At 74.6% G+C, this 13,395-nt stretch carries 12 protein-coding genes and 2 tRNA genes; 11 read left to right on the top strand and 3 right to left on the bottom strand.

All coding sequences use genetic code 11. The features are described from left to right. Positions 1–2: 2 nt before the first annotated feature. The 7 genes from A6A27_RS24315 (at position 3) to A6A27_RS43350 (ending at position 3,766) form a co-directional block, all read left to right on the top strand. Positions 3–920 (top strand): DUF3566 domain-containing protein, encoded by a 918-nt coding sequence (locus A6A27_RS24315; RefSeq protein ID WP_073836954.1) that lies wholly within the window; start codon positions 3–5, stop codon positions 918–920. Between the two features lie 136 nt (positions 921–1,056). Beyond that, positions 1,057–1,130 (top strand) — tRNA-Ile (locus A6A27_RS24310). Between the two features lie 42 nt (positions 1,131–1,172). Next, entirely contained in the window at positions 1,173–1,301 is a 129-nt protein-coding gene (locus tag A6A27_RS46175) for a DLW-39 family protein (protein ID WP_241825427.1), read from the top strand. Between the two features lie 42 nt (positions 1,302–1,343). Further along, positions 1,344–1,419, top strand: a tRNA-Ala gene (locus A6A27_RS24305). A 298-nt stretch (positions 1,420–1,717) separates the two neighbouring features. Beyond that, positions 1,718–1,978, top strand: coding sequence for a hypothetical protein (locus A6A27_RS47580; protein WP_443189998.1), 261 nt, complete (start codon positions 1,718–1,720; stop codon positions 1,976–1,978). Between the two features lie 19 nt (positions 1,979–1,997). Continuing rightward, entirely contained in the window at positions 1,998–2,519 is a 522-nt protein-coding gene (locus A6A27_RS24290) for a SigE family RNA polymerase sigma factor (protein WP_073836953.1), read from the top strand. Then, a complete protein-coding gene (locus tag A6A27_RS43350; RefSeq protein ID WP_073836952.1) occupies positions 2,516–3,766 on the top strand; it encodes a hypothetical protein in 1,251 nt (416 codons plus the stop codon). The genes A6A27_RS24290 and A6A27_RS43350 overlap by 4 nt, the downstream gene beginning before the upstream one ends. A gap of 43 nt (positions 3,767–3,809) precedes the next feature. Here A6A27_RS43350 and A6A27_RS24280 read toward each other — a convergent pair whose 3' ends face one another. Further along, positions 3,810–4,709, bottom strand: coding sequence for an aminoglycoside phosphotransferase family protein (locus tag A6A27_RS24280; protein ID WP_073836951.1), 900 nt, complete (start codon positions 4,707–4,709; stop codon positions 3,810–3,812). 137 nt (positions 4,710–4,846) lie between these two features. Between A6A27_RS24280 and A6A27_RS24275 the strand changes: the two genes are divergently transcribed. Next, positions 4,847–5,800 (top strand): L-threonylcarbamoyladenylate synthase, encoded by a 954-nt coding sequence (locus tag A6A27_RS24275; protein ID WP_073837121.1) that lies wholly within the window; start codon positions 4,847–4,849, stop codon positions 5,798–5,800. Positions 5,801–5,803: 3 nt separating this feature from the next. Here the strand turns inward: A6A27_RS24275 and A6A27_RS24270 are convergent, their stop codons facing one another. Beyond that, positions 5,804–6,268: a GNAT family N-acetyltransferase gene (locus A6A27_RS24270; protein WP_073836950.1), complete on the bottom strand. Its 465-nt coding sequence runs from the start codon at positions 6,266–6,268 to the stop codon at positions 5,804–5,806. A gap of 114 nt (positions 6,269–6,382) precedes the next feature. Between A6A27_RS24270 and A6A27_RS24265 the strand changes: the two genes are divergently transcribed. Continuing rightward, the gene (locus tag A6A27_RS24265) at positions 6,383–6,802 is read left to right on the top strand and encodes a CBS domain-containing protein (protein ID WP_073837120.1); all 420 of its coding nucleotides are present in this window, start codon (positions 6,383–6,385) and stop codon (positions 6,800–6,802) included. 104 nt (positions 6,803–6,906) lie between these two features. Here the strand turns inward: A6A27_RS24265 and A6A27_RS24260 are convergent, their stop codons facing one another. Then, positions 6,907–11,427 (bottom strand): HAD-IC family P-type ATPase, encoded by a 4,521-nt coding sequence (locus A6A27_RS24260; protein ID WP_073836949.1) that lies wholly within the window; start codon positions 11,425–11,427, stop codon positions 6,907–6,909. Between the two features lie 232 nt (positions 11,428–11,659). Between A6A27_RS24260 and A6A27_RS24255 the strand changes: the two genes are divergently transcribed. Together A6A27_RS24255 and A6A27_RS24250 are read left to right on the top strand one after the other, a co-directional pair. Continuing rightward, a complete protein-coding gene (locus A6A27_RS24255) occupies positions 11,660–11,920 on the top strand; it encodes a hypothetical protein (protein ID WP_073836948.1) in 261 nt (86 codons plus the stop codon). A gap of 84 nt (positions 11,921–12,004) precedes the next feature. Next, complete coding sequence (locus A6A27_RS24250; RefSeq protein WP_073836947.1) at positions 12,005–13,378, top strand: MFS transporter; 1,374 nt, start codon at positions 12,005–12,007, stop codon at positions 13,376–13,378. The last annotated feature ends 17 nt before the right edge of the window (positions 13,379–13,395 follow it).

Here is a 13,395-nt window from a genome sequence, read left to right as displayed (position 1 = left end):
TGATGACGGAGACACAGGCGAAGTCGGGGAACACGGGGGCCTCGGCCAACCCGGTCGACGAGGAGGCCGCGCAGGGCGGTACACCAGCGTCGGGCCGGGCGGCCGTGGGCCGGGCCACGGTCCCCGCCGACGCGCCTGCCCCGAAGTTCACCCGGGCCCCCGGCATGGCACCGCCGCCGGACAAGCCCGCGGAGGACTCGGGGACGAGCGAGAAGGCCGAGAAGGCCCCGGTCGACGCCCCGACCTCCGCCGACGGCCCGGCCGGGCCGTCGGTCACCACGGCGAAGCCCGGCACCACCCAGGCGATCAAGACACCGGGTACGGGCCGGCCGTCGCCCGGGACTCCCGGCACCCCGCCGACGGTGGGCGCCGGTCTCGGCACCGCGCCCAAGCCGTCGCCGGACGGCGCCCGCTCCAGCGCCACCGGCCGCCCCGCCAACGGTGGCGGCCTGCCGCCGGGGATCAGCGGTGCGGCTGCCGTCGGGGCCGCTCGCGTGGGTGAGGCGGTACGCGCTGCGCGTACCTCGGTAAGCTCGGCCGCTTCGCGCGGACCGCGCCGGGCCCGGCTGAACCTCAAGCGGATCGACCCCTGGTCCGTGATGAAGTTCGCGTTCGCGGTCTCGGTGGTGCTCTTCATCGTGGTGGTCGTGGCCACCTCGGTGCTCTACCTGGCCCTGGACGCGATGGGCGTGTTCAAGAGCGTCAACGACAGCCTGACGGACCTGGTCAACGCAGGTGGCGGCTCGGGCGCCTCAGGCGGCTTCCAGATCACCGCCAAGGGCGTGATCCTGAGCTCCGCGCTGATCGGCCTGGTCAACGTCGTGCTCTTCACCGCGCTCGCCACGCTGGGCGCGTTCGTCTACAACGTCTGCGCCGACCTGGTCGGCGGGATCGAGCTGACGCTCGCCGAGCGGGACTGACTCCGACGACGCCGGGGCACCGCGTAAAGCGGTCGCCCCGGTGTCGCCTATCCGGGTAGGTTCTTCATTGGCGCGGCGCACCGGCCCCGATTTGGGGCCGGAGGCGGCGATGGGTTAACCTTGCTCGTCGCTACGCGGGGCTATAGCTCAGTCGGTTAGAGCGCAGAGCTGATAACTCTGAGGTCGCTGGTTCGATTCCAGCTAGCCCCACCGCACATCGTCCGACGATAGTCGAGCGCGAGGGGTCGGCCCATGTTCAAGAAGCTCCTGATCCTGGTCGGCGTGGTCGGGGTGGCCGCCGTGGTGGCCAAGAAGGTGAAGGCTGCGAACGACGAGCGCGCTCTGTGGCACGAGGCGACCACCGCGCCTGACCTGCGCTGAGCGTCCCTCCGACTGCCAGCACCGGGCGACTCCGCCCACCTCGGGGCCCTAGCTCAACTGGCAGAGCACTGCCTTTGCAAGGCAGGGGTTAGGGGTTCAAGTCCCCTGGGCTCCACCATTCACCCTCTTACCTTCGGTTTTCAACCGGCTTGATCGACTAGTACAACCTCAGTACAGATCAGGCTTCATCTTGGATTGAGAGCGCCGCCCGTACGGCGTTCCCGACGATGCCGCGCGGTCGGTTCCGCTTCGGCCACCAGTACACGTCTCCAGGGTGATCCACAACGTCTTGTGGCGGAGCATCCGTTGGACCTCCTGCGGCTCGGCGTGATTCGTGATCAGCGTCGTGGCGAAGAAGTGCCGAAGCGCGCCCGATCGAAGCTGATCAGGGTCATCTCAAGCGCAGGCTAAGACCGATGCGCGGCCTACGAACTGACCGGACCGCGCAAGTCGTGATTGCCGGCCACGCCTTCGTCCAGAACCTGCGGTCCGGTCGGCGTCCGGGCACTGCTTCAGCACGGGCGGGGTACCGTCCGGCAGCTCGACCGGCAGGCCCGGGCCCGCCGGGATCTGGTCGGTCCACCGAAGGCTCTCAGGGATCTCCATCCGGCCATCCTCGGGCCGCGTTCCATGATCGCGTACAACCGTTTCCGGCACGGTGGCGTCTGGAACAGTGAACCCCAGGGAGGTAGCCGGATGCCGGACGCATCGGACCAGGAATACGTCGAGTACGTCACGGCCCGCCTGCCGGCGCTGCGGCGGCTCGCGTACGGACTCTGCGGCGACCGCGACCTGGCCGACGACCTGGTGCAGGAGACCGCCACGCGGCTCTACCTGCGCTGGGCGCGGATCGCTGAGGTTGAGCAGATTGACGCGTACGTCCGTACGGTGCTGGTCCGGCACTTCCTGGACACCAGGCGGCGCGGCTGGTGGCGGGTGCACCTGTTCGGCGGGCCACCCGACGTGCAGTCCACCGAGGACCGGAGCGTCGAGGAGCAGACCGTGCTGCGCGACGCCCTGGCCAAGGTGCCGCCCCGCCAGCGAGCGGTGCTGGTGCTGCGTTTCCTGCACGACCTGCCGGTGGAGGAGGTGGCCCAGACGCTGGGCTGCTCGCCCGGCACGGTGAAGAGCCAGACCTCGCACGGCCTGGCGGCGATGCGACGGCTGCTCGGGGACCGCGAGCTGGCCGGCCGGACCGGAAAGGAGCGGTGGGCATGAGGACCGATGACGAACACGTCGCCGACCGGCTGCGGTGGCTGGACGACGAGCCGGCCGGCCCGTCCCGGATCGACCTGCCGGGGGCGATTCGGGAGGCCCGCCGGCGGCGGCGCAACCGCCGGGTGGCGGCGGCCGGGGCGGCCGCGCTGGGTGTGCTGGCGATGGCCGCGCTGCCGGCGGCGCTGGGCGAGGACAGGGCGGCGCCTGCGCCGGCCGCGAGCCCCAGCCCGTCGATGCCGTTGCCGGAACCGCGGCCGACCGGCCCGTGGCAGGGGGTGTGCACGGCCACACTGCTGCCCGTGCCGGGCGATCCACGGGCCGCGGTCACCGGCGGTGACCCGGACGGCCGGTGGCTGGTGGGCCGTCGGGCCCCGCAGGGGCAGGGCCGCATGGATTTCGGCCTGCTGATCTGGGAGGGGGACCGGGTCCGGGAGGTCGAGCTGCCGGGCTCGATGCAGGAGTTGACGGATGTGAACCGGGCAGGCCTGGCTGTGGGTTCGTCGCTAGGGGCCGGCAACAAATGGCGGGCGTGGGTGGTGCGTGACGGTGAGGTCATCGATCTGCCCGTGGTGACGTCCGGGGGCGCGACGGCCGTCAACGACGCCGGCCGGATCGTCGGCTACCGCAATCTGGTTCCCGGGAAGCCCTGGATCCAACGGCCCGTGGTCTGGGACTCATACCGGAGCCGGCCGGTCGACCTGCCACTGCCCGGCCCGCAGTGGGAGGGCACGGCCATCGGCATCGACGAAGACGGCACCGTCCTGGCCGCGATGTCCGACGGGCACCCGGACAAGCCCACGCGCGCGGTTGTGTGGCGTCCGGGCGCCGCCCGGCCGGAGGTGCTGCCGTTGCCGCAGGTGCCCGGCGGGAAGGCCGACCGGTTCCTGCCCCTGTCGTTGGCCGGTGGCTGGGTGACCGGCACCGCCGAACGCGACACCAAGGTGGTTCCCCGGAACGGCATAACCAGGTACCCGGTGCGGATCGACCTGCGGACCGGGCAGGTGGACGTACTGAAGGGCACCATCTGGTCCGGGACCGGCAACGGTCGGGGCTGGATGGCCGGTTGGGTCTCCGATGACGTCCCCGGCGTGATCACCGACACGAGGTCAGTGAAACTGCCCGTGCCGGACGGCTGGCGCGGCGAGCGGCAGGGCAGGGTGACCAGTTTCAGCGACGACGGCCGGGTGCTCGGCGGGAAGCTCGAGTCCGACGACCAGGTCCGCCCGGTGCGCTGGACCTGCCGGTGACCGGTCCGGGGGCGGTCCCGCACCGCCCCCGGACCGGAGCCGGTCAGCGGGCGGCGTCGGCGAGGACCTCGGCCAGCGCGTGCGACGCCTGACGGACGATCCCCGGGTTGGTGTCCCAGTAGTACGGCAACGCATTCACCGCCTGGAGCAGGGCCCAGCCGCGGCCGCGCAGCCAGGAGGTGTCGTCCACGTCCAGTTCGGCGCGGAACCGTTCCCGGCTGCGACCGGCGAAGACGTTCCAGGCCGGTTGCAGGTCGCAGGCCGGATCGCCGACGTTGAGCCCGCCGAAGTCGATGACGGCGGAGAGGCGGCCGGCCACGACCAGCAGGTTGCCGGGCAGCAGGTCCCCGTGCACCCACACGCCTGGCCCGTCCCACGCCGGGGCGTCCAGTGACTCCTGCCAGGCGCGCAGCGTCGCGGCGCCGTCGACGCGGTCGCCGAGCTGCGCCACCGACCGGCGTACGCCGTCGTCGAACTCGGCCAGGTCGCTGCCCCGGCCGCCGGGCTTCCGGGGGTACGCGCCGGTGGTGTCGATTCCCCGCAGCGCGGTGATGAACGCGGCGAGGTCGACCGCCGCCTGGTCCAGGTCGGCGAGGGTGCCGTTGGCGTTCTCGCCGGGCAGCCACTCGTACACCGACCAGTCGAACGGGTAGCCCTCGGCGGGGCGTCCGCGCACGAGTGGCACCGGCAGGGCGAGCGGGAGCTGCGGGGCCAGCCGGGGCAGCCACTCGGCCTCCCGCGCCGCCTGCTCGATAGCCCAGCCGATCCGGGGCAGCCGGACCACCAGATCCGCGTCGAGCCGGTAGATGTCGTGGTCCGTCCCGTACGAGGGGACTAGCCGGATCGGCAGGTCGGCCCAGTGTGGGAACTGCCCGGCGAGCAGGCGACGGACGAGGGCGACGTCGGTCTCCACCTCGTCGGCGTGCATCTTCACCCGGGCCATGGCGAACATCCTGGGTGGTTCCGCCGAGCCGGGACAACCCGATTTCGGGGCCGACGGCAACAGCCCGGTCGACCCGGCGCGACCCGCCTCCGGCGGCAGGCTAGCGTCGGGGCGTGAGCACCGGATCCCCGCGCGTCCTGCCGGCCGACAGCGGCATCGCCGAGGCCGCCGCCGTCCTGCGTGCCGGTGGGCTGGTCGCCTTTCCCACCGAGACGGTCTACGGGCTGGGTGCGAACGCGCTCGACGCTCGGGCGGCCGCCCGAATCTTCGAGGCGAAGGCCCGGCCCAGCTTCGACCCGCTGATCAGCCACCTGGCCGACGCCGCCGACCTGGCCGGCCTGGTCGGTGCGGTGCCACCGGCGGTCGCCGCGCTGGTCGAGCGCTTCTGGCCCGGCCCGCTCACGCTGATCGTGGACCGGCCGGCGGCGATCCCGTCGATCGTCACCTCCGGCCTGGACACCATGGCGGTCCGGGTGCCGGACGAGCCGTCCGCCCGCGCGCTGATCGCTGCCGCCGGGGTGCCGGTGGCCGCGCCCAGCGCCAACCGGTTCGGGCAGCTCAGCCCGACCCGGGCCGAGCACGTGGTGGCCGGGTTGGGCGACGCGGTGGACGTGGTGCTGGACGGCGGGCCCACCCGGTGCGGGATCGAGTCGACGATCGTGGACGCCCGCGGCGAGCGCCCGGTGGTGCTCCGGCTGGGTGCGCTGCCGGTCGAGGCGCTGGTCGAGGCGGTCGGGCCGGTCGAGGTACGGCCGGGCAGTTCGGGGCGGCCGGTGGCACCCGGGACGCTGGCCGCGCACTACGCCCCGCGTACCCCGTTGCGGTTGGGGGCGGCGGAGTCGGCGCCGGGGGACGGCGGCCGGCGGGGTTTCCTGGCCTTCCGGGAACGCCCGACGGCCGTCGGGTGGGCGGCGGTGGAGGTGCTGTCGCCCGAGGGTGACCTGACCGCGGCGGCCGCGCGGCTCTTCGACGCCCTGCACCGGCTCGACGCGGCCGGGGTGACCGAGATCGTCGCCGAGCCGGTCCCCGAGGTCGGCGTGGGGCGGGCGATCAACGACCGGTTGCGGCGCGCCGCCGCCACCTGGCACTGACCGTCACAGGTCCAGCTCGCCGACCACCTGGTCGCCGCTCGTCTCACCGGTCAACCGGAAGCCGAGCTGCCGGTAGAAGCGCTCCGGTCCGTGGTCGCCCGGCACCCAGGTGACGGTCAGCCTGGTGCAGCCGCGGTGGCGGAGTTCCTCCGCCAGCGCCTGAACGGCGAACCGCCCGTACCCCTTGCCCTGCTCATCGGCGGCGATGTTGAGCCGCCAGAGCCCCGAGCGGACGTCGGTCGGATCGTCGTCGGGGCGCCACGGCACGTCGAGGAAGCCCATCATGAAGCCCACCGGACGGTCGCCGTCGACGATCAGCCGTGGCCAGGCGACCGCCGGCTGGGCGTACGCCTCGGCGAGCGATCGGGCGACCGGCGCGACCAGGCCTTCCTGGTCGGGCCGGATCGCGATGGCGCAGGCGGCCAGGACGTTGTCCGGCGTGATCTTCTCGAGGCGGGGCGAGGACATGCCGGCACTCTAGTGACCGTCGGCGACGACGGTCGATGGCATTACCGGGCATGGCTGCCGGCCGCCGGGGTAGAGGAACGGGGAACAACCCCCCGAAAGTGAGGTGTGATCCCGATGCCGACCGCACGCGACATCATGACCAGCGACGTGAGCTGTGTCCGGGAACAGGACGATCTTGGGACGGCCGCCCGGCGGATGGCCGAGCTGGGGGTCGGTTCGCTGCCGATCTGCGGCGACGACAACCGCCTCAAGGGCATGCTGACCGACCGGGACATCGTGGTGAAGGTGCTCGCCGAGGGCCGCGACCCGGCCAGCGTGACCGCGGGCGAACTGGCCCAGGGCGAGGCGGTGACCATCGGCGCCGACGACGACGCGGCGGAGATCCTGCGGACCATGGGCAAGCACCAGGTGCGCCGGCTGCCGGTGATCGACGGGCGGGAACTCGTCGGCATCGTTGCCGTCGCCGACGTGGCCCGGTCACTGCCGGAGCGCCCGGTGGGCGACCTCATCGAGGACATCTCCGAGCACAGCTGAACCCGGATCGCGGCCTCTCCGGTCCCCGGTCCGGGGTGGGCGCCGGCGGTTTCCGCGATAGCAGGGGCCCGTGACAACGCGAGGCGTTGAGGGCTCCCTTCCCTTCACCGCTGCGGGAGGCGGTCGACCAGCCGGGTGAGCGCGCCGTTGGCGAAGGTCGCGCCGAGCGCGGAGCCGGCGGCGATCGTCCAGCTCACCGGGCCGAGCGGGGTGCAGCCGAAGAACTGGCTGACCCCGGGCGTCTGCACCACCGCGACCAGGACGCCGATGGACGCGGCGGTGGACGCCAGCACGGTGGGGCTGGTGCCGCCGGCCAGCACGGTCTGGCCGAGCTGCGTGCCCACGAGCGAGGCCAGCGCGACCGTGCCGGCCGTGCGTTGGGTGCCGGTCCACCGGGCCAGGCTCCAGCCGGCGGTCGCGCCCAGCGTGGTGGCGCTCGCCCGCAGCCCGATCTCCCGGGTCATCGTCGCGCCGAGTGAGGTGTCCGGCCCTTCCCGCAGCAGGTGGTCGGCACCGTGGGCGGCCGGCGGGCGGACCGCGATGGCCAGCGCGGGCGCCAGGTCGGTGAGCAGGTTGACCAGCAGCAGTTGTCGTCCGGTCAGCGCGGACCGGCCGGTGGCGGCGGCGGTCAGCACGCTGAACGCGATCTCGCCGAGGTTGCCGCCGACCAGGATGCTCAGCGCGTGGCGGACCGACGACCACATCGCCCGCCCCTCCACCAGGGTGGAGATGATCGTTTCCAGCCGGTCGTCGGTGACCACCAGGTCGGCGGCGGCGCGAGCCGCCGGGGTGCCGCGCTGGCCCAGCGCGATGCCCACGTCGGCCAGCCGGATCGCCGGAGCGTCGTTGGCGCCGTCCCCGGTCATCGCCACGGTTCGGCCGCGGCGCTGAAGTGCCTGGATGATCCGGACCTTGTGTGCCGGGGTGCAGCGGGCCACCACGTCGGTCGCCATGAGCCGCTCGGCCAGCGCCTCGTCGTCGAGCCAGTCCAGGTCGGTCGCGGTGACCACTCGCTGACCGCCGTCGGCGGGGCTGATGGTCGCGGCGATCGCCTCGGCGGTCGCCGGGTGGTCGCCGGTGATCATGATGGTGTGCACGCCGGCCTGCCGGATCCGCCGGACCGCGGGCTTCGCGCTCTCCCGCACCCCGTCGGCGAGCGCCAGGAAGCCGACGAAGACCAACCCCTCGACCTGCTCGTCGGTCACCGACTCGCTGCCCACCGGGCACTCGGCGACGGCGAGGATGCGGTTTCCGGCTGCGGCCCGCTCGGCGAGCATCGCGTGCAGCGCGTTCCGGCCCGCCTCGTCCAGCGGCTGGTCACCCCCGGCGGTCCGCCGCGCCGCGCAGCGCGGCACCACCGACTCGGGTGCCCCCTTGACGCTGAGCAGCAGGCCGTCCGGGGTCCGGCCGATGGTGGCGTGGTAGCCGCGGGACGGCTCGAACGGCAACCCACCCACGGCCGTCCAGTCCGCCGCGCCGGTCTGCTCGACCACGTCGGCGGTGTTCGCGCCCCGGCGTACCGCCTGGTCGGTCTGCTGGGGCAGCTCGTCCGGGTCGGCCGCCGCCGGAGTGGCCCGCAGCGCCGTAGCCAGGGTCAGTCGCAGCGGCTCGTCCAGCCGGTCCGGTGGCGCGTACCGGTCGCCGGCACCGTCGCCCACCCCGGCGAGCAGCAGCTTCCCCTCGGTGAGGGTGCCGGTCTTGTCGAAGCAGAGCACGTCCACCCGGCCCAGCGCCTCGATGGTCCGTGGGTTGCGGACCAGCGCGCCGTGCTCGGCCAGCCGCCGGGCTGCTGCCAGCTGCGCGGCGCTGACCAGGAATGGCAGTCCCTCCGGCACCGAGGCGACGGCCAGGTTCGCGGCGGTCGCCGCCGTCTCCGCCAGGGGTACGCCCCGGAGCAGTCCCGCCCCGGCCACCGCGATCGCCGAGCCGGCCGCCAGCGGTACGGCGGCACTGGTCAGCTTCCCGAGCCGCGCCTCCACCCCGCTGGGCGGCGGGGCCTCCCGGGCCAGGGCGAGACTGCGCCCGGCCTCGGTCTCCTCGCCGGTCGCCACCACCACGGCGGTGCCCCGGCCGGCCGCGACGGTGGTGCCTTCGTACAGCATGGAGCGCCGCTCGGCGACGGCCGCCGCCACCACCGGTTCGGCGGTCTTGCTCACCGGCAGCGACTCGCCGGTCAGGGACGACTCGTCGGCTTCCAGCCCGTCCGAGCTGAGCACCCGGCAGTCCGCCGGGACCGCGTCGCCGGGACCGATGGCGACCACGTCCCCCGCCACCAGCTCCTCCGCCGGCACCACCTGCTCGACGCCGTCGCGGAGCACCCGCGCGGTCACCGCGGTGCGGGACAGCAGCTCGGCCAGGGACCGCTCGGTGTTGCGCTGGTGCACCGCGCCGATCAGCGCCGAGCCGCCGACCACCCCGCCGACCAGGGCTGCGTCGACCAGCGAGCCGAACGCGGCGGAGAGCACCGCCCCGGCGGCGAGCACCGGGGTGAGCGGGTTCGCCAGCTCGTCCACGAACGCCTTCAGCAGACCGGCCGGGCCCGCATGGTCCCCGGCGACGGCCCGCCGCCGGCGGCCCGCCTCCGCGCTGGCCAACCCGTCCGGGCGGGTGCCCAGCTGGTCGAGGACGGTCTCCACCGGCATCAGGTGCCAGGCGGTCAGCGCGGGCACCGGCGTGCGGGTCCGGTCCGGCAGCCGGCGGGCCCGCCACACGCCGTGCCCGAAGGCGAGCGCGCCGGCGGCGTTCACCGCGGCGAGGGTCCGGCCGGGCAGCAGCATCGGGTCGGCGGTGAGCGCGCCCAGCGCCCCGAGTCCGCTGCCGGCCATCGAGATCCGGATGTTTTGCCCGGTCATCCGGCGGGCCACCCCGGCCGCGTCGATCAACAGCGCGGGGATTCGCAGGTCGTCGCCGACCAGCAGGTGGGCGCCCCAGGGCGGGAGAGCCTCCGGGGCGGAGACGCCGATGGAGCAGTCGGCAGCACTGAGCGCGGCGCGGTCACCGGAGATGAGCATGACCACCGCACCGTCTCGTTGGAGGGCGCGTACCGAGTCGACGAGTTGGTCGCTGCCGGGCACCACGGCGTCGGCGAAGCCGTACCGCTCGTCGTCGTCGGCGGCCACCACGAGGCGCAGGCCCGCCTGGCGGGCCGCGGTGGGCAGGGCGTCGACCCCGGGCGCGGGTTCCGGATCCACTCGGAGCACGGCGGCGAGCGTGTCGCCGTCCGCGAGGCCGAGCAGCAGCCCGGCATGCTCGGTGAGCCGGCGCCGGTCCGGGGTGTCCCCGGGGTCGCGGGCGTCGATCCGGTCCAGCGGCCCGAGCCGCCAGCCGTCGGCCTCCTGGACGGCGTCCGGGGCCTCCGGGTCGAAGAGGGCGAACGCCCGGGCGGCCACCTGCCCGGTGTCGGCCCCCGCCAGCGGCGCCAGGTCGGCGAGCACGCCCCGGTCCGAGCCGAGGATCGCGCTGTCCAGTATCACCGTGTCGATGCCGTCCAGCTTGCGCAGCACGCTGCGATCCATGGCGATCACGCCGCGCCGGGCCAGCATCCGGCCGAGCTGGGCCGCGTACCCCTCGCGTCCGTTGTTCGGCGCCTTGGGCAGCGCGGACAGGGCCAGCGAGGCGGCCCGCTTCGGGCCCACCACGGGCACCGCCGCCGCGCCGGCCGCCGCGCCCGCGGCGAGTACCCGCTTGACGTACCGTTCGGCCGGGCCGTCGGGGACCGGACGGGGGCGCTCGCCCTTGGGCACCCGGGCCACCGCCCGCTCCGGGTCGCCGGTCAGCCTCGGTTCGGCCTTGGTCCAGGCGGAGAGCTGGGCCCGCGCCTCGCCCCACTGCACCACCCGCTGCGCGCCGTCCAGCACTATCCCGGCCCAGCCGCCGGTGAGGCCCTGCACCACCGCCTCGGCGAGCGGGAACAGCACGTCGGCGCGGGGGTCGGCGCGCAGCCCCCGGTCGGCCAGGGCGTGCAGTTTCGGGTGCAGGTCGATCGCGGCGAGGAAGCCGGCCACCTCGCCGGGGACCGGGGTGAACGGCAGGATCCGGGTGGCCGCGGAGATGGTCAGGCCGAGCGCGTCCGAGACCAGCCCGCCCAAGGTCCGGGGCGTACGTGGGCCCTCCTCGGCCGGGTGTGGCGGGGGGATCTCCGGGTCCGGCTCGTACGGGCAGACCCGCTCGGTACGCGCCACCGTGGCGATCAGGTCGCGCAGCCTCGGCTTCGGCTCCTCGACCGCCACCACCACCCGGCCGGAGGGCGCGTTGACCCGGGCCCAGGCCACCCCGGGCATCCGCTCCAGCGCCTCCTCGACCTGCCGGGCCAGCTTGTTCGCGCCGTCCTGGCACACGCCGTGCACCTCGATGTGGTGCCGGCCGTCCCGGGTCCAGACCCGACGCTTGCTCAGTCCGGCCAGCCGGGCCAGCCGGGCGGCTCCCTGGCCCACCTTGCCCGCCGCCTCGGCGACGCCGTGCGGCACGGCGGCTCCGCCGGCCCGGGCCACTCCCGGCACCGCTTGCGGCAGGGCCGACCCGACCGTCCGGGCTGCGTCCGGCACGGCACCGACGACGGTACGGGCGACCCGCGCGACGGCGTCCGGCGCGAGCAGGAGGCCGGCGTACCGGCCCAGCGAGGTCATCGAGGCGTACGGCCGAGCCGCCGGCCGCGCTCCCCGGTGCTCCCGCCGCCGCGCCAGCCGTACGCCATCTCGCCTCCCGTACCCCTCGTCCCCGGCGGCCCCGACTTCCCGGCGTCGCGTCCGTTATGCCCCCTGAGCGAGGGAAGTTTCCCGGCTGCGTGGGGCATGGACCGGGTCGCCGGTGGAATGCCTGGTCGGACATCGATGTGGTCGTCGGATCCGGGGAGGCGGAATGAGCGCAGTGACGCGACATCTCGGCGGAGCGTGCGAGATGGTCAGGAAGTACAACCGGCGGGTGGAGATCCCGGTGCTGGGCGAGGTGGCGGTGCCGCCGCCCGACAAGCTCGCCTACTACGCGGGGCTGGGCGTGCTCGCCGCGCTCCAGGTGATCGAGTGGCCGATCGCGCTGGTCATCACCGCCGGGCACCTGCTCGCCGACCAGCACCTGTCCGGGGTGGCGAAGGGTGTCGGCGAGGCGCTGGAGTCGGCCTGACGAGACCGGTGTCACCGTTGACCTCAATCCGGGTTGAGGTCGCAGGCTTGATCCCATGTCGATCGCACGTACGCCGGGCTGCCGGTGACCGCCACCGCCGCGCCGGCGGCCCCACCCGCGCACCTCTACTCCCCGCGGTTGCGGGCGATGACCGTGGGCAGCGTCGCCCTGGTGTCGCTGCTGGCGTTCGAGGCCCTGGCGGTCGGCACCGCGATGCCCACCGTCGCCCGCAGCCTCGACGGGCTCACCCTGTACGCGCTGGCCTTCGGCGGCCCGTTCGCCTCCGGGGTGGTGGCGATGGTGGTCTCGGGGATCTGGTGCGACGCGCGTGGACCGCGCGCCCCGATGTGGCACGGGGTGGCCTGGTTCGTGGCGGGGCTGATCGTCGCGGGGGCCGCCCCGACCATGGGGTTGCTCGTCGTCGGCCGGGTGGTGCAGGGCTTCGGCTCGGGTCTGCTGTCGGTGGCGCTCTACGTGATCGTCGGGCAGGCGTACCCGGAGGAACTGCGGCGGCGGGTCTTCGCCGCGTTCGCCGCGGCCTGGGTCGTGCCGTCGCTGGTCGGCCCGGCGCTGGCCGGCCTGATCGTCGAGCACCTGGGCTGGCGCTGGGTCTTCCTCGCGGTGCCGGCCGTCGCGGTGCCGGCGGTGCTGTTGATCCAGCCCGGGCTGCGGGCGCTCGGCGCTGGGGTCCCGGTCCGGCCGCCGGCCGGGGCCCTGGCCCGGATCGGCTGGGCGTGCGGGGCGGGGGCGAGCGCCGCGCTGCTGCATCACGGGGGGCAGCAGCGCGGCGTGCTCGGCGGGGCGCTGGTGGCGGTGGCGCTGGGCGGTCTGCTGGTCTGCGCCCCGCGCCTGCTGCCGGCCGGCTTCCTGCGCGCCGGGCGGGGCCTGCCGACGGTGATCGGCTTGCGTGGGCTCGCCTCGGCGGCGTTCGCCGGCGCGGAGGTGGTCATTCCGCTGATGCTGTCCCGGGAACGCGGCTTCTCACCGACCGCGGCGGGCCTGGTGCTGACCGTCGGCGCGCTCTCCTGGTCGGTGGGCTCGTGGCTGCAGGGCCGGATCGCCGCACCGCGCTCGGCCGCCACCCTGCCCCGGACCGGGCTGGGCTGCGTCGCCCTCGGTACGGCCACCGTCGCGTCGGCCGTCCTGCCAGGGGTGCCGGTGGCGGTGGCGGTGCTCGGCTGGGCCGTCGCCGGACTCGGCATGGGCCTGCTCTACCCGTCCCTGTCGGTGCTCACCCTGGAGCTCTCCGCCCCCGGCGAGCAGGGGCGCAACAGTTCCGCCCTGCAACTGGGCGACTCACTCGCCGCGGCCACCGTGCTGGCGCTGACCGGCGCGGTGCTGGCCGCGGGCCCGGCCCCCGGTCCGGCGAGCTACGCCGCCACCCTGGCCGTGGCGGCCGGCTGCGGGCTGCTCGGCGTGCTGATCGCCGCCCGGGTGGTGGTACGTCCGGCGGCCTGACCGTCCGGCGCACCGAG

Origin of the sequence: Micromonospora sp. CB01531, from assembly GCF_001905095.1 — a bacterium.
Taxonomy (GTDB): domain Bacteria; phylum Actinomycetota; class Actinomycetes; order Mycobacteriales; family Micromonosporaceae; genus Micromonospora.
Note: the sequence above shows the minus strand (reverse complement) of the source record. Positions and strands in the feature narration are given on the sequence as shown.

Coding starts and splice junctions, on each gene's coding strand:
- A6A27_RS24315 (WP_073836954.1), top strand. CDS start 3: ATGACGGAGACACAGGCGAAGTCGGGGAACACGGGGGCCTCGGCCAAC.
- A6A27_RS46175 (WP_241825427.1), top strand. CDS start 1,173: ATGTTCAAGAAGCTCCTGATCCTGGTCGGCGTGGTCGGGGTGGCCGCC.
- A6A27_RS47580 (WP_443189998.1), top strand. CDS start 1,718: ATGCGCGGCCTACGAACTGACCGGACCGCGCAAGTCGTGATTGCCGGC.
- A6A27_RS24290 (WP_073836953.1), top strand. CDS start 1,998: ATGCCGGACGCATCGGACCAGGAATACGTCGAGTACGTCACGGCCCGC.
- A6A27_RS43350 (WP_073836952.1), top strand. CDS start 2,516: ATGAGGACCGATGACGAACACGTCGCCGACCGGCTGCGGTGGCTGGAC.
- A6A27_RS24280 (WP_073836951.1), bottom strand. CDS start 4,709: ATGGCCCGGGTGAAGATGCACGCCGACGAGGTGGAGACCGACGTCGCC.
- A6A27_RS24270 (WP_073836950.1), bottom strand. CDS start 6,268: ATGTCCTCGCCCCGCCTCGAGAAGATCACGCCGGACAACGTCCTGGCC.
- A6A27_RS24265 (WP_073837120.1), top strand. CDS start 6,383: ATGCCGACCGCACGCGACATCATGACCAGCGACGTGAGCTGTGTCCGG.
- A6A27_RS24260 (WP_073836949.1), bottom strand. CDS start 11,427: ATGACCTCGCTGGGCCGGTACGCCGGCCTCCTGCTCGCGCCGGACGCC.
- A6A27_RS24255 (WP_073836948.1), top strand. CDS start 11,660: ATGAGCGCAGTGACGCGACATCTCGGCGGAGCGTGCGAGATGGTCAGG.